Here is a 24,702-nt window from a genome sequence, read left to right as displayed (position 1 = left end):
ATTAATATACTCAGCTTAACATAGCAGAGAACTTTATTTGGGATGATTTAATGCGGAACATGGTATTTTAGCGATTGTATCTGTCTTTGTCTTTAAGATTCAGGAGAACGCATGGAGTTTAGTGTAAAAAGCGGTAGCCCGGAGAAACAACGCAGTGCGTGTATTATTGTCGGCGTATTTGAACCGCGCCGTCTTTCCCCTATCGCAGAACAACTTGACAAAATAAGTAACGGTTATATCAGTGCCTTACTGCGCCGCGGTGAACTTGAAGGCAAAGTGGGGCAGACCCTGCTACTGCATCATGTTCCTAATGTGCTGTCTGAGCGCATTCTGCTGGTTGGTTGCGGAAAAGAGCGTGAACTGGATGAGCGCCAGTATAAGCAGATTATTCAGAAAACCATCAGCACCCTCAATGAAACTGGTTCAATGGAAGCTGTCTGTTTCCTGACTGAATTACACGTTAAGGGACGCAACAACTATTGGAAAGTACGTCAGGCAGTCGAAACAGCAAAAGAGTCACTGTATGTCTTCGACCAGCTTAAGAGCAGCAAAACCGAACTGCGTCGGCCTTTGCGTAAGATGGTCTTCAATGTGCCGACCCGCCGCGAACTGACCAGCGGTGAACGTGCCATTCAGCATGGTCTTGCCATTGCTGCCGGCATTAAGGCAACAAGAGATCTGGTTAATATGCCGCCTAATATCTGTAATGCTGCGTACCTTGCTTCACAGGCACGTCAGCTTGCTGACAGCGCTGAAAATCTGGTTACCAAAGTGATTGGTGAAGAGCAGATGAAAGAGCTGGGTATGAATGCCTATCTGGCGGTAGGTCAGGGTTCTCAGAACGAATCGCTGATGTCGGTAATCGAATATAAAGGCAGTAAAGACCCGAATGCGAAACCTATCGTACTGGTGGGTAAAGGCCTGACTTTCGATTCCGGTGGTATCTCCCTCAAGCCAGCCGATGGCATGGAAGATATGAAGTTCGATATGGGCGGTGCGGCTTCTGTTTATGGTGCGATGAGAATTGTGGCTGAGCTGCAATTACCCATCAATGTCATCGGTGTTCTGGCTGGATGCGAGAATATGCCCGGTGGTCGTGCCTATCGCCCCGGAGATATTTTAACCACAATGTCCGGCCAGACCGTTGAAGTGACGAATACTGATGCGGAAGGTCGTCTGGTGCTGTGCGATGCGCTGACTTATGTTGAGCGTTTCGAACCAGAGCTGGTTATTGATGTCGCCACGCTGACAGGTGCATGTATGGTTGCACTGGGCAGTCATTATACTGGTTTGATGTCCAACCATAATCCACTGGCCCATGAACTGCTGAATGCATCAGAACAGGCCGGTGATCGGGCATGGCGTCTACCGTTGGGCGATGAGTTTTCCGAGCAGTTGGAGTCGAATTTCGCGGATATGGTTAACTCCTGTGGGCGTCTTGGCGGCGCGATTACTGCCGGTGCTTTCCTGTCGCGTTATACGGCTAAATACAATTGGGCACATCTGGATATCGCCGGTACAGCATGGCGGGCAGGTAAGCAGAAAGGAGCAACAGGTCGTCCGGTTGCACTGTTGGCACAATTCCTGTTAAATCGTGCAGGTCTTAATGCTGATGATTAATACCCCTCCGCCATTTTTTGCATAAGAATATGGCGTATACCCAACAGATTTCGGGTTACAACCTGAAAAATGATGGCGATAATAAAGGTATTAAAGAAAAGGGTATTGCAGCAGCAATACCCTTTTTCCGTCACCTTGCCTGTCGTTTAACCATTTTTCTGTAACCTATTTTCGATAATCATGAGACTATGAAAAACGCCACTTTCTATTTATTGGAAAAGATGTCACCGGAACAATCATCGTCTTTAGATGATTTACAGCCACATGAATGGCTGGCATGTCAGCTTGCCGCTGACCAATGGCGTGCAGGGAAGCGGGTTCTGATTGCTTGTGAAAGCCAGCAGCAGGCCGAAAAGCTGGATGAAGTCCTATGGCAGCGAGAGCCGGGCCAGTTTGTGCCACACAATCTTGCAGGAGAAGGCCCCCGTTATGGCGCGCCTGTAGAATTGTGCTGGCCGCAGAAAAGAGGCAATGCTCCCCGTGATATTCTGATTACACTGCTTCCTCATTTTGCAGACTTTGCCACAGCTTTCCATGAAGTGGTAGACTTCGTCCCTATTGATGAAAATCTGAAACAGTTAGCTCGCGAACGATATAAATCCTATCGTAGCGTCGGCTTTAATTTGACCATGGCAACCCCGCCAACCTATTAAATATCAAGATAAAATGGAAAAGACACCCGCTACTAAAACGCAATCTGAGCCATCTCTCGATAAAACGTATAACCCGACAGAGATAGAGCAACCTCTTTACGATCACTGGGAAAAGAGTGGTTATTTCAAGCCAAACGGTGACACCAGCCGTGAAAGCTTCTGCATCGTCATTCCACCGCCAAATGTGACTGGCAGCCTGCATATGGGGCACGCCTTCCAGCAGACTATCATGGATACGATGGTGCGTTACCAGCGTATGCAGGGTAAAAACACGCTGTGGCAGGTCGGTACTGACCATGCAGGTATCGCAACGCAAATGGTTGTTGAGCGCAAAATCGCAGCTGAAGAAAACAAAACTCGCTACGATTATGGCCGCGATGCTTTTATTGACAAGATTTGGCAGTGGAAAGCGGAATCCGGTGGCACAATCACTAACCAGATGCGCCGTCTGGGTAACTCTGTGGATTGGGAGCGTGAGCGCTTCACCATGGATGAAGGGTTGTCAAAAGCCGTTAAAGAAGCCTTCGTACGCATGTATCAGGATGACCTGATTTATCGTGGTAAGCGTCTGGTTAACTGGGATCCAAAACTGCGCACAGCAATTTCTGATATCGAAGTGGAAAACCGCGAAGTCAAAGGTTCAATGTGGCATCTGCGTTATCCATTAGCAGATGGTGCGAAAACAGCCGAAGGCAAAGATTACCTGGTTGTTGCGACAACCCGTCCGGAAACGGTGCTGGGAGATACCGGTGTTGCAGTTAACCCGGAAGATCCACGTTATAAGGATCTGATCGGCAAAGATATCATTCTGCCACTGGTAAACCGTCGTATTCCTATCGTGGGCGATGAGCACGCTGATATGGAAAAAGGTACTGGTTGTGTGAAAATCACTCCGGCCCACGATTTCAATGACTATGAAGTAGGTAAACGTCACAGCCTGCCGATGATCAATATCCTGACGCTCGACGGTGATATCCGCGAAGCCGCAGAAGTGTTCAATAGCAATGGTGAAGCTTCTGACGCTTATTCAACCGAGATCCCGGCTGAATATCGTGGCATGGAACGTTTTGCCGCCCGCAAAGCTATTGTTGCCGAATTCGAAAAGCAGAGCCTGCTGGTAGAAATCAAGCCTCACGATCTGACCATTCCTTATGGCGACCGCGGTGGTGTAGTCATCGAGCCAATGCTGACCGACCAGTGGTATGTCCGCACCGCACCGCTGGCAAAAGTAGCGATTGAAGCTGTTGAGAATGGCGACATCCAGTTCGTACCAAAACAGTACGAGAACATGTACTACTCTTGGATGCGTGATATTCAGGACTGGTGTATTTCCCGTCAGTTGTGGTGGGGCCACCGTATTCCGGCATGGTATGACGCAGAAGGCAACGTCTATGTGGGTCGCGATGAAGAAGAAGTCCGTCGTGAAAACAATCTGGGTGCAGATATTACTCTGACTCAGGACGATGATGTGCTGGATACCTGGTTCTCTTCCGGTCTGTGGACATTCTCCACCCTCGGCTGGCCTGAACAGACGGAAGCACTGAAAACGTTCCATCCGACCGATGTACTGGTCAGTGGCTTCGATATCATCTTCTTCTGGATTGCCCGCATGATCATGATGACCATGCATTTCATCAAAGATGAAGACGGCAAACCTCAGGTGCCATTCAAGACGGTCTATATGACAGGTCTGATCCGCGATGAAGAAGGCCAGAAGATGTCTAAATCCAAAGGGAACGTTATCGACCCGCTGGATATGATTGACGGCATTCCGCTGGAAAATTTGCTGGAAAAACGCACCGGCAATATGATGCAGCCGCAAATGGCAGAGAAAATCCGCAAGCGTACTGAAAAGCAGTTCCCGGAAGGCATTGAAGCCCATGGTACTGACGCCCTGCGTTTCACTCTGGCGGCACTGGCTTCCACGGGTCGTGATATCAACTGGGATATGAAGCGCCTGCAAGGTTATCGCAACTTCTGTAACAAACTGTGGAATGCCAGCCGTTTCGTGCTGATGAACACCGAAGGGCAGGATTGTGGTCAGAATGGTGGCGAAATGTCGCTGTCACTGGCCGATCGCTGGATCCTGGCAGAGTTCAACCAGACAGTGAAAGATTATCGCGAAGCGCTGGATACTTACCGTTTCGACATCGCGGCTAATATTCTTTACGAATTCACATGGAACCAATTCTGTGACTGGTATCTGGAACTTTCCAAACCGGCTATCAATAAAGGTTCTGAAGCAGAAGTCCGCGCAGCGCGCCATACTCTGATTGAAGTGCTGGAAGGCCTGCTGCGTCTGGCTCATCCAATCATTCCATTCATCACCGAAACTATCTGGCAACGTGTGAAAGTAGTTAAGGGCATTGATGCAGATACCATCATGCTGCAATCTTTCCCTGAATTCGATCAGGCGAGAGTTGATGAATTAGCGCTGAACGATCTGGAGTGGATTAAAGAGGCGATCATTGCAGTACGTAACATCCGTGCAGAAATGAACATTGCGCCAAGCAAACCACTGGAAGTTCTGCTGCGTGATGCGAATGCCGATGCACAACGCCGCGTTACTGAAAACCTGAACTTCCTTCAGGCAATGGGCCGTCTCTCCTCCGTTACCGTTCTGACAGCAGGAGAAGAAGCGCCTGTTTCTGTGACCAAGCTGATCAACGGTGCAGAAGTGCTGATCCCAATGGCTGGCTTAGTAGATAAAGATGCAGAACTGGCACGTCTGGATAAAGAAATCGAAAAGCTGGATAAAGAAATCAGTGGCATCGAAGGCAAACTGTCCAACGAAGGATTTGTCAGCCGGGCACCAGAAGCTGTTGTTGCTAAAGAGCGTGAGCGTCTGGCAACAAACAATGCAGCTAAAGAAAAATTACTGGCACAGAAAGTAACTATCGCTGCTCTGTAATATTTTCTGAATTAAATTAAGCCACTGTATATTTTCAGTGGCTTTTTTTGAGTGTTAGCTATTGGGATAGAATACATCAACATGAATATAATCTTCATTCAGTTGATAACTCTCTTTTAATAACTCAGACATATCACTGATCATATTAGGAGAACCACACATATAAACTTCTATCTGATTATTCAGACCAATCTCTTTTTTAAAGACATCCTGTACATACCCAAAATGGACTTCAGGATAGTCTTCTTCATCTGATCGTGATAAAGCCATATGGAAATGAAAATTTCCTAATGTGTTTTTCCAGTTATCTACAATCTCAGAAAAATAGTGATCGGCTTTTCGTCTTCCTCCCCAAAAAAGATGAATTTTTCGTTCATTAAATACGCCAGATTCGATTATGGATTTTATCGGTGCAAATCCTGTTCCTGTCGCAACAAAAACAATATCTCTTACCTCATCATGATAATCCGAAATAAAATCACCATAAGGCCCGTATATCCACAATACATCATTGACTTTCAGCTTTTCACAAATCACATCTGAAAACACGCCATTTTTATTCTTAGCTACATGAATTTCAACATATCCATCATCCTTCGGGATATTAGCTACAGAATAATACCGGCATTTACCATTAGGGACTTCTATACCAATATATTGTCCCGGAATAAAATCCATCTTAGATCTTTTCGATAACTTGAATCTTATAACAGTGATTCCGGGAGTTCTTGTTATATCACATATAACAGCGCCTTCTTTGGTATCTGAAAGCATTTTATTATCACCATCTGCTTCACAAACAATATTGCTCTTGGCAATCGCGCAGCATGGTAAAAAGTAATTATCGTCCAGTTCTTTCTTTGTTAATCCAATTTTATTCCCGACTGTATACTCTATATCACCGGATAATAACTTTAACTTACAAACCCGACAGGCTCCCAACCGGCAACCATTTTTTAAAGAATGTCCGTTATTTTCGGCTTGTTCCAATATAGTTATGTTTTCATCAGAAAAAAATTCGATTTCATTTTTATTAATACTAACAAAATGTTTCATTTTACAATTAGGATCATTCCATGCCATTCAAACATTCAACATACTTCTTCCCGGCGATAATAAATTCTTCCGGTGAAAAACCGCCGCCTGATTCTTCAATAATAAAATTCCCCTGATAACCTTCACTCACCATATAGGATAATACTTTGTGATAGTCGAAGTTGCCTTCATCCAACGGTAAATGAACGTGTTCACCATTCAGTACATCATTGAAGTGCGCATTCCTAATATAAGGTAGAATTCTTTTTAATCCTTCCTTATATTCTCTGGTACTGTTTTTATGCATAAATGATTCAAAATGCACAATGTCCAGAGTCAGGAAAACACCGTACTGATGGCATAAGATCTCATGCTGTTCATCACTTAGTACGATATACTTTTCTCTGTCACTTCCGGTATTTTCCAGCAGGATAGTCATGCCATTTTCTTTTGCAACTTTTGATAATTTCTCGATAGATTTAGACAGCTGCTGAAAATCAAAATCAGAGATCCCATTATCATCAAATTCAAGATAGCCGGGATGAATAGTAATATATTCAGCACCAATCTTCTTCGCTTCATAAATGAATGATTCAAGATAATCAACAGCAATAATTCTGTCCAACTCTTCACTATTAGCAATATCTGTTTTAATGCCGATATAAGGCGCGTGGACAGAATAGTAAAGATCGTTATCTTCTTTTAACTTATTCAATACAGCAACTTTCTCATTCCATTTCTCAGGATGATAATCAATTAAGTCTCTTAGCTCTTTTTCAAATTCAATTTCAATACGCTTAAAATCTTTACTTAACTGTTCAACCAAAACGTCTATATCTGCCGGATTTTCAAAAATATTTGTTGAGAAGCCAATTTTCTGAGAAAAATTCATAACCATTCCTATTAAATATCTTGCTGAGAAAGTTTACTGCTTGATAATCTATTAAAATAAAATTTTCGTTCCAAACCTAATGTGTCAGGGTTGATAAATTCATAAGTTTCAGGGAATTTTTTAATTCCATTTTGATGAATACCTGCGCAAGTTGAAAACGCATATTTCCCTAATAAAGGTTTATTAGGATGAGGCAATTTATTGATAATGTCATAATAAAAATTGCATAGATCAATGAGATCTTTCATATCAATATCTGCTTTAAACCTATTTTTATATTCACTTCTATAAGACAGAATTGCCATTATTTCTTCAAACGACGCATTACCACAGCGCTCACCAACGCCACCCAGTGTCACCTGTACTTCATCTGCTCCGGCATCAATTGCACTGATTGAATTAGCAACCGCCAGCCCTAAATCATTGTGGCAATGAACAGAGAACCGTATACCCGGAAACTTATTTTTAAAATAACTAATCAGATTACTGATATATAACGGTGTAGCACAACCGGTGGTATCGGCAAAGCAGATATCGTTAACATGGTAAGCTGTCAGTAGCTCAATTTTCTCTTCTAAAAGATCAAAGCTCCCTCTTGATGAGTCTTCTAAAATAGCTGAAACTTTACCTTTATAATCACTATTAGCTATATATTCCAAAGAATCTTTCAGCATCAATAATATGCTATCTTTGGTAGAATCAAACTTTTTTCTGATATGTATTTCTGAGCCAACACACAGCAAGTTTAATTTGGGCTTTTTAAATCTGCTTAACGCTAAAGTTGTTCTTTCAATATCATCAGGTTTTAATCGGCATAAAGCGGCAATATGGGTATCTTTAAAATCTATATTAGATGATGCGGCCTCATAAAAAAAATTTTCGCTATCTTCATCTGTTACCATGCCAATTTCAATAGAATCAACCCCTAAATCAATTAAACGTGGTAACAATTTCAACTTTTTTTCATTCGAGAGTAAACACCCAATCCCCTGCTCACCATCTCTCAATGTTGTATCAAAAAAACATATTTTTTTCATTAACCCACCATGATATTAATGTAAATAAAACAGATGATATAATTAAGCTCTTTAATATAGAGCCTGTGCGCTTACTGATAAAATAAGCAGTTATAACCGTAATAATTGCAAGAGCATACTTAATTTCAAAATTATAAATTAATTCGCTGATTTTTATATTACCAAGAGAAATATTTACAATAATACTGCCAAGGATAAAACACACTGAATAATCTAAAGAGGTAATAAGAAAACCATCTTTCTTAATTTTCTTGTTACCCATTAAAAATGGTATAACCCGAAGAAGGTAACTGATTGCTCCCATCAATAAGACCATAATCATGTTCAGGCTCCCTTTTTAATGTTTAATTCATAAAATGCAATGCACATTCCAACCATAATGGGTATTACTATATCCATAAGCTGAATATTTAATTCATTGATGAATGGTGCACACAACCCACCTATCAGCGTAGCAAAAACGGACAAATCTTTTCCGGCACGCTTAGCGGTAAGAGATGAAAAATGAATCGGAATTAACATCACGAGAAAAAGAGAGATTGAATCGTAATTCAGGTAATCTGAAGATACATATCCCAGTAAGGTTGCAAGAACAGCGATAACAAAGCTGGGGATAGAGACACCCAGATAATAATTAAACTGAGCCTTCCCTTCAGGGATCTTCTCCGAAACTAAATGAGCATGAGTTACGGTATATGTACTGGCACTGAATGCCAACATTGACAATACAACCTTGCTTTTTGATATGCCATGAAAATACTGTGACATAACCATCGACATCAGAAAGAAGCGAAAGTTAATGATCAGGGTGAGTATTATCACTGATAAAAATGCGCCATTAGCAAGATAATTAACAACAGCGACCTGCAACGGTGCAGCAAAAGTGAATACAGAACCCACCATTGTCTCTATTAATGAAAGCCCTTTATTTTGATACAGAGCACCAACGGATGCAAAAATGAGGAAAAAAGAAATGCAAACAGGTAATGAATCTAACATTCCTTTTCTAAATAATGAACTTTGCATTGAACACCAACTTTTAATATCAATAAATTCACACAAAAAATCATAATATGGAAAAACATTACATTAAAAAAAATGATGCTTCAATGTTTTTGACGCTATCTTATTGAGAACAATTATTATTAATGTAGATTTCACATTTAATTACTTTTATTCCATGTTAATAAAACCATTAAATAACAAAAATAAAATCAATTAAAATCAAATAGATAAGAAAAACAAAAAAACAAATATGTTTTTTAAAAAATGTTTCTCTATTATTAAAAAATGGAAGTAATCAACATTGTTTACAAGAACAGGTATGAACTATTAGTTTTCTCACAATATTTTCATATGAGAATTAAAATACATTATATAATTTCCTATTATATATAAATCATTGGGACTAAAAAGCCAGTCATGTATTATATTTGATAATAACTCTCATTATCAGGAAGGTAAAATGAAAATTATCCATAAAATATTATTAGCAGGAATGATTCAACTGGGCTTTACACATTTAACTTATGCAGAATCCACTCTGAGTAAAATCCAGTCCTCTGGCATATTCAGGATCGGAACAGAGGGTGCGTATGCTCCATTCAGTTATCATGATGCCTCGGGAAAATTAACTGGGTTTGATGTAGAAATCGGCCGTGAAATTGCCAAACGAATGAAAGTAAAACCTGAATTTATTGAAGGGAAATGGGATGGGCTGATTGCTGGTCTGGATGCTAGGCGATCAGATGCAGTTATGAACCAGATTGCGATTACCCCCGAACGCCAGAAAAAATATATTTTCTCCTTGCCTTATGTCATTTCAGAAGCTGTTCTGATTACCAGAACCGATAACAATAAGATTAAAACGTTTAGTGATTTAAAAGACAAAAAGTCCGCTCATACCTTAACCAATAACTTCGCCCAGATTGCGCGTCAGCACGGAGCAGAAATTATCGCTACAAATGGCTTTAATCAGGAAGTTGAGCTTGTCAGTACGGGCCGTGCAGATGCCACCATCAACGATAAACTGTCCTACCTCGATTATAAAAAACATCGCCCAGAAGCACCGGTACAAATTGTGGCAACCGATACCCATGCAGCACAGACTGCTGTACTCCTGCGCAAAAACGATACCGAGTTAAAGGCCGCAGTCGATGAAGCCATTACTGAAATCAACGCTGACGGAACTTACCAACGCATCTGGGACAAGTATTTTAGTCACTGATCCGCCAGTTCTAAGCTATAACTTTATTTTATATAAGGATGCTCTCTTATTGCCATATCATCCCTAAAACAATCTTATAAAAAATAAATACTTTTTGATGTTAATATAGGAACGATATATGACTCCATCCTGGCTCAGCTTAGCACTGGATTCTCTTTGGCCGATGATTTACGCAGGCCTGACATTCACTATTCCCCTCACCCTGATCACATTTGCCCTCGGGCTTACACTGGGGTTTATCGTTGCCCTGATCAGGCTTTACGGGCCTAAGCCATTGGTTGTAGTTGTACGTTTTTATGTCTGGCTGATCCGCGGAACACCGTTATTAGTGCAACTGTTTCTGATATTTTATGCACTGCCCAGCATCGGCATTACACTGGAAGCATTCACCTCTGCCGTGATTGGCTTTACGCTGAACGTCGGTGCTTACACATCAGAAGTTATCCGGGCTGCGCTGAGTTCAGTGCCTAAAGGCCAATGGGAGGCTTCCCACTCTATCGGCATGAGTTGGTGGCAATCCCTGCGTCGTATTGTTCTGCCACAAGCTGCAAGAGTTTCTATTCCGCCACTGTCAAATACCTTTATTTCTTTGGTAAAAGATACCTCACTGGCGTCTGTTATTACCGTGCCGGAAATGTTTCTGGCCGCACAGCGCATTGCCGCTGTGACATACCAGCCACTGATCCTGTACACCGAAGCAGCCATTCTTTATCTGCTCCTGAGTTCGCTGTTATCAGCACTGCAAACCCGTATGGAAAACAAGTTCTCTCAGCAATACGCTAAAAATAGCAATAATAAGGAAACCAATAATGATTCAGCTCTCTAACATTGAAAAAAGTTTCGACGGACAAAAGGTGCTGAAAAATATTAACCTGACGATTAAGGAAGGCAGCCTGACCGCCCTTATTGGCCCTTCTGGCAGTGGGAAAAGCACCCTGTTACGCTGCATTAATCTGCTGGAAATTCCACAGGCCGGTCAACTTATGCTGGGGAAAGAAAAAATCACGTTTACCGGCAAAGAGCGGCTTTCCCACAAGGAAATCCAGCGCTTTAGTCTGCAAACAGGCATGGTATTCCAGAATTTCCAACTTTTTCCACACCTCACTGTGATTGAAAATATCATGGAGGGGCTGATTTGGGTACAGAAATGGCCTCGTGAACGTGCCAGAGAGCGGGCGATGGAGCTACTGGAAAAAGTTGAAATGTCGCATAAAGCGGATGTGTGGCCAACCACATTATCCGGTGGTCAGCAGCAGCGTGTTGCAATCGCCAGAGCGATGGCACCATCGCCAAAGGTATTATTATGTGATGAACCGACTTCAGCCCTTGACCCTGAACTATCAAAAGAAGTCGTTTCTGTACTGAAACAGTTAGCAGATGAAGGGACAACAATGTTAATGGCAACGCACGATCTGCGTCTGGCTGCTAACCTTGCTCATGATGTTATCTTTCTGGAATTTGGGGAAATTATCGAATCGGGAAGCGCCAAACACATGTTTACCCGCCCGGATCACCAGCGCACCATCGAGTTTGTTTCAACTCTGACTGAAACTTTACCGGACTGGCAAATATAGAGAGCCACTACATTTTTATAAAAATTCATTTGGAGAACATCATGAAAGTATTCTTAAAATTGCTGCTTGCAGGTGCCGTTACTCTTGCTATCGCTGCTCCCAGCTATGCCGGTAAAGATTTAGATGCCATAAAAGCCTCTGGCGTATTTAAAATTGGTACAGAAGGGACTTACCCTCCATTTACCTACCACGATGCCAGCAATAAATTAACCGGCTTTGATGTCGATATTGCCAGAGAAATTGCACGCAGGATGGATGTTAAACCTGAGTTTACGGAAGTAAAATGGGATGGTTTAATTGCAGGGCTGGATGCCAAACGCTTTGATGCCGTTGTTAATCAGGTTGGTGTTACCCCGGCGCGGGAAGCCAAATTCAGCTTCTCAATTCCTTACACAACATCTCAGGTTGTTCTTATCACCCGTGATAACAATAACAGCATCAAATCCTTTGCTGACCTCAAAGGAAAACGATCCGCGCAATCTTTAACCAGCAACTACGGGCAATTAGCAACATCTTATGGTGCCACGCTGGTCAGCACGGATGGTTTTAACCAGTCCGTTGATTTAGTTGCCACCGGTCGGGCTGATGCCACTCTGAATGATCGTTTGTCATTTCTTGACTTCAAAAACCAACGCCCGAATGCACCGGTTAAAATTGTCGCTCAGCAGACTGATGCCAGTAAATCGGCCGTTTTAATGCGCAAAGGCGATCCTGAATTAGTCGAGGCTATTAATAAAGCTCTGCAAGGCATGAAAGATGACGGAACTTATGCCCACATTTCTGAGAAATACTTCGGAACTGATATTTCGAAGTAATTAATTAACGAACTGATCAGATTATATTCTTCAATTGCATTATCTTCTGCAAAGCGTCGGATATAATCTGATCAAGCTACTCTAAATCTACATTAATGCGACAGAGCCGTAATAATTGGTACTATCCTTTTTGCCAGAGGATAAACGGTACTATGATTACAATACTTACTTTTTGTAAGCGAAAGTGAACGAGAAGATATGTCGAAATTCTCCCGATGTGGACGACAATCAAAAGAAAGTTGACTTAATATCACATTTATTTCCTGTTCAGATACAGCAATATTATCCAGCGTTAAATCTTGTCCAAGTCTTTGCCGTAGAGTGAGTAAAAAATCGGTTAAATGTTGAAGCATTATTGGAGTTTCATGGCTATCGGGCAACCAATATACATCGTACGAATTCGTTCTATAAATGCGTGGGTGTATATCTGTAACGAAACTTGGCCCATTAACAATCTCATCAGGGTGAGCTAATCCTAGAGCGTGTCCCATCTCATGAAGTATCAGTGCATATGTATTATGCTCTGCATACTCTCTAAAAGATCTACCGCTCCCCATAGCGTCTTCCCAGTTGGTGAAAACATCATCTGTTATAGGAATACTTGGCCGGAAAAATATCCCTGCTGATGTGATGCCGTAGTCCCTCACATCCTCTTCATATTCTCTCGAATGAGGGAAGACAGTGTATGCATCCAAATTCCCAAGATAAAGGCCTGCATTACTACTATCTAGCATAACAGGTAGCATCGTTTGCAAAATGAAATTTGCAGATTCTCCTTCTCTCCTTTCCCTAACAGTGAAATGTGGTGCTGTCACACGACTCCAATATACTGCAGCGCGTTGCATAAGTGGTGCAATCGGAATATTTTCAACATCATCATGGTGTGTATACTGTATTGATAAATTTGGATCAGATAGTGTATATCGTAGTACACTGCCATACCCTACTAGAGGATTGTAGGTATCACCATTTTCATCAAAAAATAAACCGACAACAAAGTTTTTGGGATCACTATCAGATAGCGTTTTATTATCTGCTATGGCAGAAAATGGCGGAAACGACGATACCATGAATATTAAAATAAATATTTTCTTTATTAGATTCATTATAGTTTCTCCTACATTACCAAATATCCCATCCAGCCCATAATAGTACTATCAGTTCATTCTCCTGATCATCCGAGTTTGGAATACATTCCACATAAACTTTCAGCTTTGGAGAAAATTTAAATAACCATCATTAAACCATCAATTTTATTGCACAAAATGACTCCCGCCATGCGGAAAAAAATTAAAAATATATAAAAACAATAAATAAAATTAAATTTTCCATGTTAATTAATCATTCCGAAAAATTTGATATGATATTAAAATGAATTGCGTCTCATTATTTTTAAAGTAATTGCACCACATGAAAAATTGCACACAGTAAACAACAGTGCATTTGATGCCAACTAAATAAAAACAATCATTTAGCGGAAATAAAAACCAAACAATAATTAAGCTCGATATTTACGTGATTATAATTATTTATTATAGTGCTTAATTGTTAATTCTGCTATTTTGCCATAAAAAATTTTAAATATGTTACGAAAATAAAATTAAATACTTTTATATACAATTGATTTCAAGACGTATTTAAATCATGCTATTACCTAAAACGCTTAGTCAGCGCTTTCACCTAGTACCAAAAAATCAAAATACATAACGAGGGAACAATGGTCAAAAACACAACACCTAACTACATCATCCGCCCTATTACCCAACAAGATAATCCAGATATTGCCGCCATTATTCGTGAGGTATCCGCCGAGCACGGTTTGACAGCTGACAAAGGCTTCGCCGTCGCTGACCCAATTCTGGATACTCTGTACGAAGTTTACAGCCAGCCCCGCAGTGCATACTGGGTTGTTGAAATAGCGGGGAAAGTCGTTGGAGGTGGTGGAGTTGCCCCACTGTCAGGAGGTGATAGTAATACCTGTGAACTGCAAAAAATGTATCTTTCGTCAGTATTACGTGGCAAGGGTGTTGCCAGACAAATCGTAAAACAATCGCTGGAATTCGGGGTAGAACAAGGCTTTACACGCTGTTATTTAGAAACAACAGAAAACCTGAAAGCAGCCATCGCTTTGTATGAAAAACTGGGATTCAGTTACCTTGATGCTCCCCTAGGCAATACTGGGCACAGTGATTGTGAGGTTAGAATGGTTAAAATGCTGTAAAAACATAATAATGTGCCCCGCGCGAACCGTGGGGCAAATGCGATAGAAACACTCAGTGTAATCTGGGTTCATCTTCTTCCGGAAAAAGATCACCTACATCTTCTTCATCATCTGAAGCATTAGGGTCTTCAAAATAAGTTCCCCAGCCATCGTAATTCACACCCATTTTTTCAGCCAGATCCATCAATTGCTCAACCTGTGCAATGATCAGGTCAGCCTCCAGACGGCTCTCACTGATTACATCACAACACATCAAAATAACGCTGTCTTCTGTTTCCAGCTCTTCCGCATCTGTCACTTCATAACCAAGTTTAAATGCTTCAACTGCTGCTTTCTCCAGACGGTCAAAATCGTCTGCTGAAAAATGGTGTTCAATGATATAAAGCGCTTCAGGATCACTGCCATCTTCCAATAACTCTTCGATGATCAAGCGAGTTTCTTCGCGCTGTTCTTCCAGTGCATGTGGGTCTGCCATGCCAATCCCCTCTGTCAGTTGGCTATCCTGTTCCGCATTCTCCCATCTTTTCTTTGCAAAGGATATAGCTATCCCGTGCTGTTAAACCAAAAGTACAGGCCTTAAGCGCCGGGTCACTATTCTCTTGGCTATCCTTAAATCTTCAATACACACTATACACTTCGTCTTTCCAGTTGCCTCTTTGTTGGCTGCGCTCGTTCACCCCAGTCACATAGTTATCTATGCTCCTGGGGGTTCTCTCTCTTGCCGCCGCGATGCATCTTGAAATCCATTGTGTATATAGCGCTTGTAATAAGATTTTTTATTGATATATAGTGCATATTAATTCAATTTATCCCTATGGAGAAAATGTCACATGAATCCATTTTTTCACCGTCATCTCCTGAGATTACTTGATTACAAGCCTAAAGAAATTGAGCTTTTTTTATCCCTGTCAATGAAATTGAAAGCGAATAAAAAATCAGGTAAAGAAATTCCCTTGCTGGCAGGAAAGAATATCGCCCTGATTTTTGAGAAAGACTCCACCCGCACACGCTGTGCATTTGAAGTTGCAGCACATGACCAAGGAGCTAATGTCACCTATTTAGGTCCCAGCGGCAGCCAGATTGGGCATAAGGAATCGATCAGAGATACAGCAAGGGTACTTGGGCGTTGGTATGATGGTATTCAGTACCGTGGCTATGGGCAGGCAATAGTCGACACGCTAGCAGAATATGCCGGTGTCCCCGTCTGGAATGGACTGACGGATGAGTTCCACCCGACTCAGCTACTAGCAGATTTGTTGACGATGCAGGAACACAGTAGAAAACCCTTAACTGAAATAAAACTGGTCTATCTGGGCGATGCCCGTAATAACATGGGTAACAGCTTGCTGGAAGCGGCTGCATTAACGGGATTAGATTTGCGTCTGGTTGCACCAAAAACCTGCTGGCCGGATGCTCAATTAGTGAGTGAATGCCAAAAACAGGCAACGAAAACAGGTGGAAAAATCACACTGACGGAAGATATCGCGGCTGGCGTACAGGCAGCTGATTTCCTTTATACCGATGTCTGGGTCTCAATGGGTGAGCCTAAAAATGTCTGGCAGGAGCGCATTGAATTATTAGCGCCTTATCAGGTTAATATGGATCTCGTGAAACTAACGGGAAATCCAGATGTGAAATTCCTGCATTGTCTGCCGGCTTTTCATAATGAAGAAACCATTCTTGGTAAACAGCTTGCGGAAGAATTCAACTTGTCTGGTGGTCTGGAAGTGACTAATGATGTGTTTGAATCAGAATACAGCATTGTTTTTGATCAGGCAGAAAACCGTATGCATACGATTAAGGCTGTCATGGTGGCTACATTGGTTAAAGAATTAGACTTTGATATTTAACACGCTATTTGAGAACTAACTCTATATACAATGGATTTATTTCAAAATGCGTCGCGGCGGCAAGGGAAAAACAAATTCGTCAGGTACGAATTTGCCCGGCCAAAGGCTGAGCTGCGGTGAGAGACTGGAGCCTCTCAGTAATCTCCGGAGCATAGGTAATCGTATGTTTATAAATACGGTAACTAGGGTAAGTGAGTGCAGCCAATATAAACATAGAAACAACTTGAAAGACGAAATGTCTATAAGTGGAAATTAAAATAGACGCCAGCATCTTAGCAACCGGCGTCTCAACAGATATCCGCTTAGTCAACAAGATATAATGAACTAAAGTCGTTGGTTGTTTCCACTAGAAAAGTATGACGGCATCCAAAATTATCCACTATCTCGGCCATACAGCCCTCATTTATTTTTCTTTCATGATGAACGCGATTATCACAAAATCCAAGAGTTGCTCTGAATTCATTATTTTTAATGGGAAAATGTAAAATAGTATCTCCACCCGGTACATTTTCCGTTCTTATTAAACTCTTAACTGGAATATCTAAAATATCTCTTTTTAACATGACACTCATTCGTGCAGGATCCTCACCAGGCAAATTACGACCTATAATGCCACCTTCAGGAATAGCCTCGTATTTAAAACAAAGAACTTTATATTCTTTAATGTATAATGAATCTGGTAGTCCCCAAGAATAAAAACTAATACTTATATAATTTCTGGTTTCAAATTCATTTAAATAAGCTATTTTTTGTTCTAACTTAAGTTCACGATGTTCTACTTTATACGGTGCACGGGGTAATATTGTTACTACTTTATCATCTTGTGTGCTGGAAGAGTATATTTTCCCATTAATGGTCACTGTCGCTACAAGCTCCATTTTATCACTTGCTTCCGCCCGAAAATAGCGATAAATAGTCTCTGGATTTGTATCTCCCTGCTTACTTTTATTCTCATTGATTGTATTACTATTTATTACTTCTCCCCTAATTCCTTCATCATACTGATTCTTTACTTTATCACAGAACCAGGGAGAGCTGAGAGGAGTTTTGGGATGCTTTTTACTCGCTAGCGTCACACTCTCCTTTTCGTCTTCAGTTAATGGCGTATCGACACCATCCACTTGTTTTATAATATTAATAACCAATGTGACTTGCTGTCTACCATTATAATAAAATTTATCCGTCCTTCTGGGATCTCCAGAAGATATTTTAATATCAAATGTGCGAAAAGTAATATTCATTTAATTATCTCCTCATTTATTATATTTATACCATTCCTATAACTGTGACAATGAGAAATATAATAATCAATTAATTTAAATATAGAATAAGCCCATCAAATGGTCAGAAAAACACAAGGTTTGTTTAAAATGGAAAGTCACTTTAATAAGCTATGTCCATTGTCTTTCAGATTGTAAACTGAAAAGACAATGGATAATATGTCGAACATAAATATATTGTAGAATACAAATATCAACCTAAGCTCAACGAAGTTTCAACGCCGGCTAAATACTAATTTAACCGCAAAAAACAGAAATAATCCTCCTGTCGCCCGGTTCATCCATTTGATGACATTACCGCGCTTTAACACATGGGAAAGCGGACGTGTGGCAAAAATCAGAATCAGGGACCATATCGTACCCAGTGCGGCATGAATAGCAACTAAGCCAAATGTCCAGATCATGGGTGAATGCCCCTGAGGAATAAACTGAGGCAAGAAAGAGACATAAAACACACCTACTTTTGGGTTCAGTACATTTCCCAGCATGCCCCTGATAAACCAGTTCGACGTTTTAACCGAAGAAGTATTCTCACCACCAAGATCGGTATTAGGGCGAGAGATCATCTGAAGACCTAACCAGCATAAATACAGCGCTCCACACCATTTCAGAATATTGAATGCCAGTTCAGATACAGCGATCAATGCACCCAAACCAAATGCCACCATCGCTCCCCATATAAAACATCCGGCATCAATTCCAAGAGCGGCCTGAAAGGCTTTTTTCCCACCTTCCGCCGCGGCGGTTCTTAAAACCAAAGCCGTATCCAGACCAGGAGTTAATGTTAATAATGTAGCAGCGATCATGAATGCCAATAGAGAATCCAGAACTGTCATTTTTATCTCCAGAGTTAGGTGTGCATAAACATGTTTAATTATGATGTTACTTCATACTGATATATTCGACAGGAACCGCCTTTGTCAACCAGACACCGTTCTCGGCCTGATGGAATTTAATTCCCTGTTCATACATTAACTGGGCCTCAATTTTTAGAATAGCAACTTTACCATGTCGTTGACCCACCTTAATCGCGGTCACTTCATCTGCCGATAAATGCACATAATGGCGATTTCCCGCCACCAGCCCTTGTTTAAATATTGAATCCAGAAAGCGGGTTGCTGTACCGTGATACAAAACGGTCGGCGGTATCTTTTCCTGATAAGGGATATCTACCCGTTTGGCTGAATGCCCTTGTACTGCCCTGATACGTTTCCTGTCTTCCGAAATCGCAAAGCGTTTTTTATCATTAGTCGCGACAATTTTTTCAATCATAGGGTAATTCAGCCGCTTTCCTTGCTTCACTGCACATTTAATCAGCGTACTGATATCCGCCCAGCCTTCACTATCCAGTGTTAGACCGATAGATTCAGGCTGATGACGCAATACGTAACTTAAAAACTTGCTGATTTTAGTATCGATATGATCCATGTTTTCCCTCAGTAATCGGCGTTTTTTATCTATTTTTCATTACCCAACGCTTCAGATAACTATCAAGTAAATCCTGATTGCGTTCACGATTATCCTTCAGCTCACAACGCACTACGGTCTCATTCAGTTCTGATTCAATAAATGCGTGAACTCCCGGCTTGCGCAAACCATATTCTGCTTCATTGGCAGCTCGTTTAATTCGCAGTAAATCTGCAATTTCTGCTTTCAATTGAGGATCATAAACTGTACCAGCCACCAGCGTTTCAAAATCTATGGGAGGAGTACCTTTACCCATCTCAACCCAACGCACAGCCAGTAACGGACGCAATACGTAAAAGTATTTTTTTAGCCGAACTTGCTCACCCTGCAAATAACCCCTGAAGTTTTTCTTCGCCATTGAAAGATAATGATAACGCGCTTTAATATCCGAAAAAAAATGCGGCACCATCGCTTTCAGCCCATTAGTTGCAGCCGCATCTGCATGATAGATGACGGGAGAATCCAGCCATTCCATCAAAGTCGGGTTTGCCTGCTTCAGTAGTTTTAAAGCCTTGCGCAACTCCCAGCCACTGATATCCAGCTCATCATTTATCGGCTGTTCAATCACATCCCGCCCGGCTTCCACTTTGAGATACCAGTCCACGGGGTGAACATAAATGAATCGCACATCATAATCACTGTCCGGTGAGGCAAAGCCCCACCCTCGACTGCCAGACTCACAGGCGTACAGTATCCGCACGCCATATTTTTTCTCTATTTTATACAGTTCTCTTTTAATACGAGCCCGCATTGCCGGGCTGACTGTTTCTGCTTCCCTTTCCATTTTCTTTTTCCTGCTGCGATTCTTCTAACCTTTTACACAAACTACCTGACGTAAAGTATGCACGATTTCCACCAATGAAGACTGAGCAGCCATTACTGCATCAATATCTTTATATGCCATCGGGATCTCGTCGATGACATCACTATCTTTTCGGCATTCCACATGCGCGGTGGCTTGTTTCTGATCGTTCACTGTAAAGCGTTTTTTCGCTTCAGTACGGCTCATTACACGACCAGCGCCGTGGCTACATGAGCAAAAACTTTCTTCATTTCCAAGCCCTCGGACAATATAACTTTTTGCTCCCATCGAACCCGGAATGATCCCCATCTGGCCTTTACGGGCTGATACCGCTCCTTTACGGGTTACCAAAATCTCTTCACCGTAGTGCTGCTCACGCTGTACATAGTTATGGTGGCAATTCACCGCTTCCTGTTGTGTTGTGAACGGTTTTGGTATCTCGCGTGATAACGCCTCAAGTGCTCGATGCATCATCACTTCCCTATTCTGGCGCGCATAGTCCTGTGCCCAGTCCACCGCTTCCATATAATCATCGAAGTAGCGATTTCCTTCCTCAAAATACGCCAAATCACGATCAGGCAAATTAGCGATATGTTGCTGCATATCTTTCTGCGCCAGTGTAATAAACAGATTACCAATGGCATTTCCTACTCCACGGGAACCGCTATGCAGCATTACCCAAACGCGATCCGCTTCATCAAGGCACAGCTCAATAAAATGGTTCCCTGTTCCCAGCGTCCCCAAATGCTGACGGTTATTGGTGTTCAGTAGTTTCGGGTATTTATCGGTGATATGTTTAAAGCGATCAGCCAACGTTGCCCAATGTTGATCCACCACTTCCGGCACCTTATTCCAGGAACCTTTATCCCGTCCACCACGGTTCACAGTACGTCCATGCGGTACAGCAGCTTCAATAGCATGGCGGATATTCAGCAAATTATCCGGTAAATCCGATGCCACCAATGAAGTACGAACTGCAATCATTCCGCAGCCAATATCCACCCCAACGGCTGCCGGGATAATAGCGCCACGAGTCGGGATCACACTCCCGATGGTAGAACCTTTACCGACATGTACATCCGGCATCACAGCCAGATGCTTAAATACAAAAGGCATCTTGGCCGTGTTTTGTAATTGAGTAATCGCTTTTGGATCAACCGGCACCCCATTCGTCCACATTTTTACCGGAGCACCGCTCTCCTGAGTCAATAAGTTATAATCATTGGTTTTCATTTCAGTTATAGACATTTTTGTTCTCCTTTAATTCTTTGATATTTATATAGCCAATCCCGTGCCAACTTTGAAAAAAGGCAAAAATATTTATTATCATTATGAAAATTAACGATTTTTATTTTTACCTATTTTCGGCGATTGTTTTTGCCATTTGATTTTCTTATCTTTCTATATCGTTTTTTATAAATTTAGATAATCAATAACAGAGGCAAGGATGAAACGCAGAGTTGCTATTGGGGTTTTGGGAACAACATTAGACAGGCGTGGGAAAAAGGCGAATCGCTGGACAAAATGGCGCCCTACTATTGGGCTATGCCAGCAACCTGAGCTGCCAGTTGACAGGCTGGAATTACTCTATCAGGCAGATAGCTACAATCTGGCGCAAAGAGTTAAAGAAGATATTGAAGAAACCTCCCCACAGACCCGTGTTGTTCTGCAAGAAATCCAGATTGATGATCCGTGGGATTTTGAGGAAGTTTATACTGCTCTGCTTGATTTTGCGGTGCGCTATCCTTTCGATATTGAAAATGAAGAGTATCTGGTACATATCACTACAGGCACGCACGTTGCCCAGATTTGCTGGTTTTTGCTGACTGAAGCGCGTTATCTGCCAGCCCAGCTGATCCAGACTTCTCCCAGAAATGGCGATCGCGATAGCCATCCTGAAGGAGTCTACACTGTTATCGATTTGGATCTCAGTCGTTATACCACGTTAACCAGCCGCTTTCTGCGTGAACAGCAGGAGCAAGTGGCGTTCCTGAAATCCGGCATCGCTACACGCAATGCCAGTTTCAACCATCTGATAGACCAGATTGAGCGTGTTGCGCTGCGCTCATCAGCACCGATCCTGCTGACCGGGCCAACCGGGGCAGGTAAATCCTTTCTGGCTCGCCGGATCTATCAACTTCGCCAGTCACGCCATCTGCTTAAAGGGCGTTTTGTCGAAGTAAACTGTGCAACATTGCGCGGTGATAATGCCATGTCTACACTATTTGGACACGTCAAAGGGGCATTTACAGGGGCAATCCAGCCGCGAACCGGCCTATTACGCGAAGCCGATGGTGGTATTTTATTCTTGGATGAAGTAGCCGAGTTAGGCCTTGATGAACAAGCGATGTTACTGAAGGCGATTGAAGAAAAAAACTTCCTGCCGTACGGTTCTGATCGGGAAGTTTACAGTGACTTTCAGTTAATTGCCGGCACTCACCGGGATCTGCGGGATAGGGTTGCTCAGGGAAAATTCCGTGAAGATTTATATGCCCGTATCAATATGTGGACTTATCAGTTACCCGGACTGGCTCAGCGCCGTGAAGATATTGAACCAAATATCGACTATGAACTGGCCCGCTATGCACAAATGCAACAGACGCAGGTTCGTTTTGATAAAGAAGCCCGGCAGATTTACCTGCGTTTTGCCTGCTCAGAACAGGCCAAGTGGCGGGGAAATTTCCGTGAATTAAGTGCATCAGTCGCCCGTATGGCAACGTTTGCTGAAAATGGCCGCATCAATCAGCATTTGGCAGAAGAAGAAATCATCCGCCTCAGACAACACTGGCGAGGAGAAAATAGTTCCGCCCTGCTACCGGATCATTTAGCAGAAATTGATCTGTTTGATCGCCAGCAGTTAGAAACCGTTATCTGCGTCTGTCGGGGATCAGCCAGTTTATCGGAGGCCGGTCGCAAGCTCTTCGCTGTTTCCCGCCAACAAAAGAAACAACCCAATGATGCCGATAGATTACGTAAGTATCTCGCCCGATTCGGCTTAGACTGGGAAAGTATTCAGCAAGATTAGGAGAAGACGATATGGAATTAAAATTTCTGGGTACCAGCGCAGGTATCCCGACTAAAGAACGCAATGTCACCAGCCTTATTCTCGATTTACAGGAGATCCGCAGCTCACTGTGGATGTTTGACTGCGGAGAAGGAACACAGCACCAGATCCTTCACTCTCCGATTAAAATCTCCAAACTGGAGAAGATCTTTATCACCCATTTGCATGGAGATCATATCTTTGGCCTTCCCGGCTTACTATGCAGTCGATCAATGGGCGGCTCCACCGATCCATTAACACTATACGGGCCAAAAGGGATCCTCCAGTTTGTGGAAACTTCATTGCAGTTAAGCGGCTCCTTTCTGACCTATCCACTGGAAATTATTGAAGTACAGCCCGGATTACTGTTTGATGATGGCACAATAAAAGTAACTGCTTATGCCCTGAATCACCGTGTGGAATGTTATGGCTATCGGATTGAAGAACATGACAGGCCCGGTACGCTGGATGCCCAAAAGCTGGATCAGGATGGGATTCCCCGTGGCCCGTGGATGCAAACCCTAAAACAAGGGGGTACGGTCACATTGGAAGATGGACGGACAATTTCCGGTAAAGATTATCTTGGAGCCCCGATTCGTGGCAAATCATTAGCGATTTTCGGGGATACCGAGCCCACACCGGAAGCCCTGACACTGGCGGTTGATGTTGATGTCATGGTACATGAAATTACTCTGGAACATGCGTTTGCCGAAAAAGCCAATGAACGCGGTCATTCCACCACTAAACAGGCAGCTACACTGGCTCGTGATGCCAAGGTAAAACATTTTATCGCAACGCATATCAGCGGACGTTATGGTAAAGAAGATTGTCCACGTTTACTGGCTGAATGTCGGGAAATATTTCCGAATACTGATTTGGCTGAGGATTTTGCGGTATTTGTAGTTAAATAATTGCGTCTTCTTATATTTTATATTAAATCAACTTCAATTATTTATTTAATGAATGTTTTAAATCAGAGCGTTGGTAGGATCAGGAATTATCTCTTTGGTTCCTGAGATTGATTATTGATTGAATGAAAAATTTCTCTCAACAAATCTTGCAGTGAATACAATCGCGAGTATAATGCGCGACGATTTGCCGGGAGAAAACATGAAATACAGCCTTACAAAACGCCAATCTAACGAAGCACTGCCAACTGGCAGCCTGGGCGTATTGTTTTCCCCATTACTAACCGAACATTTAAAAGCCCCTCAATTGAGGGGCTTTTTTTCGTCTGCCCAGTCCAAGGCTAAAAGTCATAAAAGAGGAATGTAA

25 protein-coding genes are annotated in these 24,702 nt (G+C 42.3%); 13 read left to right on the top strand and 12 right to left on the bottom strand.

Annotated features, from left to right (window positions below; all coding sequences use genetic code 11):
• The first annotated feature begins 111 nt into the window (after window positions 1–111).
• Genes pepA through AACS90_RS01475 form a run of 4 tightly spaced genes read left to right on the top strand, consistent with a single transcriptional unit; the run spans window position 112 to window position 5,184 of the window.
• On the top strand, window positions 112–1,620 hold the full coding sequence (gene pepA / locus AACS90_RS01490) for a leucyl aminopeptidase (protein WP_099109028.1): 1,509 nt from the start codon (window positions 112–114) through the stop codon (window positions 1,618–1,620).
• 29 nt (window positions 1,621–1,649) lie between these two features.
• On the top strand, window positions 1,650–1,784 hold the full coding sequence (locus AACS90_RS01485; RefSeq protein ID WP_256376515.1) for a hypothetical protein: 135 nt from the start codon (window positions 1,650–1,652) through the stop codon (window positions 1,782–1,784).
• 24 nt (window positions 1,785–1,808) lie between these two features.
• Window positions 1,809–2,273, top strand: coding sequence for a DNA polymerase III subunit chi (locus AACS90_RS01480; RefSeq protein WP_099120067.1), 465 nt, complete (start codon window positions 1,809–1,811; stop codon window positions 2,271–2,273).
• A gap of 13 nt (window positions 2,274–2,286) precedes the next feature.
• Window positions 2,287–5,184 carry a valine--tRNA ligase gene (locus tag AACS90_RS01475; protein ID WP_099120066.1) on the top strand — a complete coding sequence of 966 codons (2,898 nt, stop codon included), beginning with the start codon at window positions 2,287–2,289 and terminating at the stop codon, window positions 5,182–5,184.
• Window positions 5,185–5,238: 54 nt separating this feature from the next.
• Here the strand turns inward: AACS90_RS01475 and AACS90_RS01470 are convergent, their stop codons facing one another.
• From AACS90_RS01470 to AACS90_RS01450, 5 genes are read right to left on the bottom strand one after another with little or no spacing between them, the layout of a single operon-like run.
• Entirely contained in the window at window positions 5,239–6,267 is a 1,029-nt protein-coding gene (locus AACS90_RS01470) for an FAD-binding oxidoreductase (RefSeq protein WP_099120065.1), read from the bottom strand.
• Window positions 6,254–7,111 (bottom strand): sugar phosphate isomerase/epimerase family protein, encoded by an 858-nt coding sequence (locus AACS90_RS01465; protein ID WP_193757098.1) that lies wholly within the window; start codon window positions 7,109–7,111, stop codon window positions 6,254–6,256. Before AACS90_RS01465 ends, AACS90_RS01470 begins: the two co-directional genes overlap by 14 nt.
• Before the next feature lie 11 nt (window positions 7,112–7,122).
• Window positions 7,123–8,148 carry a LeuA family protein gene (locus AACS90_RS01460; protein ID WP_099120063.1) on the bottom strand — a complete coding sequence of 342 codons (1,026 nt, stop codon included), beginning with the start codon at window positions 8,146–8,148 and terminating at the stop codon, window positions 7,123–7,125.
• Window positions 8,126–8,470 carry an AzlD domain-containing protein gene (locus AACS90_RS01455; protein WP_099120062.1) on the bottom strand — a complete coding sequence of 115 codons (345 nt, stop codon included), beginning with the start codon at window positions 8,468–8,470 and terminating at the stop codon, window positions 8,126–8,128. The genes AACS90_RS01460 and AACS90_RS01455 overlap by 23 nt, the downstream gene beginning before the upstream one ends.
• Before the next feature lie 2 nt (window positions 8,471–8,472).
• Window positions 8,473–9,174 (bottom strand): AzlC family ABC transporter permease, encoded by a 702-nt coding sequence (locus AACS90_RS01450; RefSeq protein WP_099120061.1) that lies wholly within the window; start codon window positions 9,172–9,174, stop codon window positions 8,473–8,475.
• Between the two features lie 439 nt (window positions 9,175–9,613).
• Here AACS90_RS01450 and AACS90_RS01445 point away from each other — a divergent pair, with 439 nt between their 5' ends.
• From AACS90_RS01445 to AACS90_RS01430, 4 genes are all read left to right on the top strand, one after another.
• The gene (locus tag AACS90_RS01445) at window positions 9,614–10,375 is read left to right on the top strand and encodes an amino acid ABC transporter substrate-binding protein (RefSeq protein ID WP_099109036.1); all 762 of its coding nucleotides are present in this window, start codon (window positions 9,614–9,616) and stop codon (window positions 10,373–10,375) included.
• A gap of 118 nt (window positions 10,376–10,493) precedes the next feature.
• The gene (locus AACS90_RS01440) at window positions 10,494–11,201 is read left to right on the top strand and encodes an amino acid ABC transporter permease (protein ID WP_099109037.1); all 708 of its coding nucleotides are present in this window, start codon (window positions 10,494–10,496) and stop codon (window positions 11,199–11,201) included.
• Entirely contained in the window at window positions 11,185–11,949 is a 765-nt protein-coding gene (locus AACS90_RS01435; protein ID WP_099120060.1) for an amino acid ABC transporter ATP-binding protein, read from the top strand. Before AACS90_RS01440 ends, AACS90_RS01435 begins: the two co-directional genes overlap by 17 nt.
• A gap of 41 nt (window positions 11,950–11,990) precedes the next feature.
• A complete protein-coding gene (locus AACS90_RS01430) occupies window positions 11,991–12,764 on the top strand; it encodes an amino acid ABC transporter substrate-binding protein (protein WP_099120059.1) in 774 nt (257 codons plus the stop codon).
• Window positions 12,765–12,856: 92 nt separating this feature from the next.
• Here the strand turns inward: AACS90_RS01430 and AACS90_RS01425 are convergent, their stop codons facing one another.
• Window positions 12,857–13,870, bottom strand: coding sequence for a hypothetical protein (locus AACS90_RS01425; protein WP_099120058.1), 1,014 nt, complete (start codon window positions 13,868–13,870; stop codon window positions 12,857–12,859).
• A gap of 611 nt (window positions 13,871–14,481) precedes the next feature.
• Between AACS90_RS01425 and AACS90_RS01420 the strand changes: the two genes are divergently transcribed.
• Window positions 14,482–14,985: a GNAT family N-acetyltransferase gene (locus tag AACS90_RS01420; protein ID WP_099120057.1), complete on the top strand. Its 504-nt coding sequence runs from the start codon at window positions 14,482–14,484 to the stop codon at window positions 14,983–14,985.
• 52 nt (window positions 14,986–15,037) lie between these two features.
• Here the strand turns inward: AACS90_RS01420 and rraB are convergent, their stop codons facing one another.
• Window positions 15,038–15,460, bottom strand: coding sequence for a ribonuclease E inhibitor RraB (rraB, locus tag AACS90_RS01415; RefSeq protein ID WP_099120056.1), 423 nt, complete (start codon window positions 15,458–15,460; stop codon window positions 15,038–15,040).
• Between the two features lie 355 nt (window positions 15,461–15,815).
• On the opposite strand from rraB, the gene argF reads away from it, so the two are divergent.
• Window positions 15,816–16,835: an ornithine carbamoyltransferase gene (argF, locus tag AACS90_RS01410; RefSeq protein ID WP_099120055.1), complete on the top strand. Its 1,020-nt coding sequence runs from the start codon at window positions 15,816–15,818 to the stop codon at window positions 16,833–16,835.
• Between the two features lie 302 nt (window positions 16,836–17,137).
• On the opposite strand, the gene AACS90_RS01405 is transcribed toward argF, so the two are convergent.
• The 5 genes from AACS90_RS01405 to AACS90_RS01385 form a co-directional block, all read right to left on the bottom strand.
• Window positions 17,138–18,076: a hypothetical protein gene (locus tag AACS90_RS01405; RefSeq protein ID WP_099120054.1), complete on the bottom strand. Its 939-nt coding sequence runs from the start codon at window positions 18,074–18,076 to the stop codon at window positions 17,138–17,140.
• A gap of 254 nt (window positions 18,077–18,330) precedes the next feature.
• Entirely contained in the window at window positions 18,331–18,951 is a 621-nt protein-coding gene (locus AACS90_RS01400; RefSeq protein ID WP_099120053.1) for a LysE family translocator, read from the bottom strand.
• 46 nt (window positions 18,952–18,997) lie between these two features.
• A complete protein-coding gene (locus AACS90_RS01395; protein ID WP_099120052.1) occupies window positions 18,998–19,543 on the bottom strand; it encodes an RNA 2'-phosphotransferase in 546 nt (181 codons plus the stop codon).
• Window positions 19,544–19,568: 25 nt separating this feature from the next.
• A complete protein-coding gene (locus AACS90_RS01390) occupies window positions 19,569–20,366 on the bottom strand; it encodes a nucleotidyltransferase domain-containing protein (RefSeq protein ID WP_099120051.1) in 798 nt (265 codons plus the stop codon).
• Between the two features lie 24 nt (window positions 20,367–20,390).
• Entirely contained in the window at window positions 20,391–21,617 is a 1,227-nt protein-coding gene (locus AACS90_RS01385) for an RtcB family protein (protein ID WP_099120197.1), read from the bottom strand.
• A gap of 214 nt (window positions 21,618–21,831) precedes the next feature.
• Between AACS90_RS01385 and rtcR the strand changes: the two genes are divergently transcribed.
• The 3 genes from rtcR to AACS90_RS01370 all read left to right on the top strand — a co-directional run bounded on the left by rtcR (window position 21,832) and on the right by AACS90_RS01370 (window position 24,702).
• Window positions 21,832–23,409, top strand: coding sequence for an RNA repair transcriptional activator RtcR (rtcR, locus tag AACS90_RS01380; RefSeq protein WP_099120050.1), 1,578 nt, complete (start codon window positions 21,832–21,834; stop codon window positions 23,407–23,409).
• 11 nt (window positions 23,410–23,420) lie between these two features.
• Window positions 23,421–24,338 (top strand): ribonuclease Z, encoded by a 918-nt coding sequence (gene rnz / locus AACS90_RS01375; RefSeq protein WP_099120049.1) that lies wholly within the window; start codon window positions 23,421–23,423, stop codon window positions 24,336–24,338.
• Window positions 24,339–24,537: 199 nt separating this feature from the next.
• Window positions 24,538–24,702 carry a hypothetical protein gene (locus tag AACS90_RS01370; RefSeq protein WP_193757096.1) on the top strand — a complete coding sequence of 55 codons (165 nt, stop codon included), beginning with the start codon at window positions 24,538–24,540 and terminating at the stop codon, window positions 24,700–24,702.

The sequence above is a fragment of the Xenorhabdus sp. KK7.4 genome (assembly GCF_963876465.1).
GTDB classification, from domain to species: Bacteria; Pseudomonadota; Gammaproteobacteria; order Enterobacterales; family Enterobacteriaceae; genus Xenorhabdus; species Xenorhabdus stockiae.
The sequence above is the reverse complement of the archived record's forward strand: the minus strand, read 5'-3'. Positions and strand labels throughout refer to the sequence as shown.

Bases quoted from the DNA above. Each gene is read 5' to 3' on its own strand.
- pepA (WP_099109028.1), top strand. From the start codon at position 112: ATGGAGTTTAGTGTAAAAAGCGGTAGCCCGGAGAAACAACGCAGTGCG.
- AACS90_RS01485 (WP_256376515.1), top strand. From the start codon at position 1,650: ATGGCGTATACCCAACAGATTTCGGGTTACAACCTGAAAAATGATGGC.
- AACS90_RS01480 (WP_099120067.1), top strand. From the start codon at position 1,809: ATGAAAAACGCCACTTTCTATTTATTGGAAAAGATGTCACCGGAACAA.
- AACS90_RS01475 (WP_099120066.1), top strand. From the start codon at position 2,287: ATGGAAAAGACACCCGCTACTAAAACGCAATCTGAGCCATCTCTCGAT.
- AACS90_RS01470 (WP_099120065.1), bottom strand. From the start codon at position 6,267: ATGGCATGGAATGATCCTAATTGTAAAATGAAACATTTTGTTAGTATT.
- AACS90_RS01465 (WP_193757098.1), bottom strand. From the start codon at position 7,111: ATGAATTTTTCTCAGAAAATTGGCTTCTCAACAAATATTTTTGAAAAT.
- AACS90_RS01460 (WP_099120063.1), bottom strand. From the start codon at position 8,148: ATGAAAAAAATATGTTTTTTTGATACAACATTGAGAGATGGTGAGCAG.
- AACS90_RS01455 (WP_099120062.1), bottom strand. From the start codon at position 8,470: ATGATTATGGTCTTATTGATGGGAGCAATCAGTTACCTTCTTCGGGTT.
- AACS90_RS01450 (WP_099120061.1), bottom strand. From the start codon at position 9,174: ATGCAAAGTTCATTATTTAGAAAAGGAATGTTAGATTCATTACCTGTT.
- AACS90_RS01445 (WP_099109036.1), top strand. From the start codon at position 9,614: ATGAAAATTATCCATAAAATATTATTAGCAGGAATGATTCAACTGGGC.
- AACS90_RS01440 (WP_099109037.1), top strand. From the start codon at position 10,494: ATGACTCCATCCTGGCTCAGCTTAGCACTGGATTCTCTTTGGCCGATG.
- AACS90_RS01435 (WP_099120060.1), top strand. From the start codon at position 11,185: ATGATTCAGCTCTCTAACATTGAAAAAAGTTTCGACGGACAAAAGGTG.
- AACS90_RS01430 (WP_099120059.1), top strand. From the start codon at position 11,991: ATGAAAGTATTCTTAAAATTGCTGCTTGCAGGTGCCGTTACTCTTGCT.
- AACS90_RS01425 (WP_099120058.1), bottom strand. From the start codon at position 13,870: ATGAATCTAATAAAGAAAATATTTATTTTAATATTCATGGTATCGTCG.
- AACS90_RS01420 (WP_099120057.1), top strand. From the start codon at position 14,482: ATGGTCAAAAACACAACACCTAACTACATCATCCGCCCTATTACCCAA.
- rraB (WP_099120056.1), bottom strand. From the start codon at position 15,460: ATGGCAGACCCACATGCACTGGAAGAACAGCGCGAAGAAACTCGCTTG.
- argF (WP_099120055.1), top strand. From the start codon at position 15,816: ATGAATCCATTTTTTCACCGTCATCTCCTGAGATTACTTGATTACAAG.
- AACS90_RS01405 (WP_099120054.1), bottom strand. From the start codon at position 18,076: ATGAATATTACTTTTCGCACATTTGATATTAAAATATCTTCTGGAGAT.
- AACS90_RS01400 (WP_099120053.1), bottom strand. From the start codon at position 18,951: ATGACAGTTCTGGATTCTCTATTGGCATTCATGATCGCTGCTACATTA.
- AACS90_RS01395 (WP_099120052.1), bottom strand. From the start codon at position 19,543: ATGGATCATATCGATACTAAAATCAGCAAGTTTTTAAGTTACGTATTG.
- AACS90_RS01390 (WP_099120051.1), bottom strand. From the start codon at position 20,366: ATGGAAAGGGAAGCAGAAACAGTCAGCCCGGCAATGCGGGCTCGTATT.
- AACS90_RS01385 (WP_099120197.1), bottom strand. From the start codon at position 21,617: ATGAAAACCAATGATTATAACTTATTGACTCAGGAGAGCGGTGCTCCG.
- rtcR (WP_099120050.1), top strand. From the start codon at position 21,832: ATGAAACGCAGAGTTGCTATTGGGGTTTTGGGAACAACATTAGACAGG.
- rnz (WP_099120049.1), top strand. From the start codon at position 23,421: ATGGAATTAAAATTTCTGGGTACCAGCGCAGGTATCCCGACTAAAGAA.
- AACS90_RS01370 (WP_193757096.1), top strand. From the start codon at position 24,538: ATGAAATACAGCCTTACAAAACGCCAATCTAACGAAGCACTGCCAACT.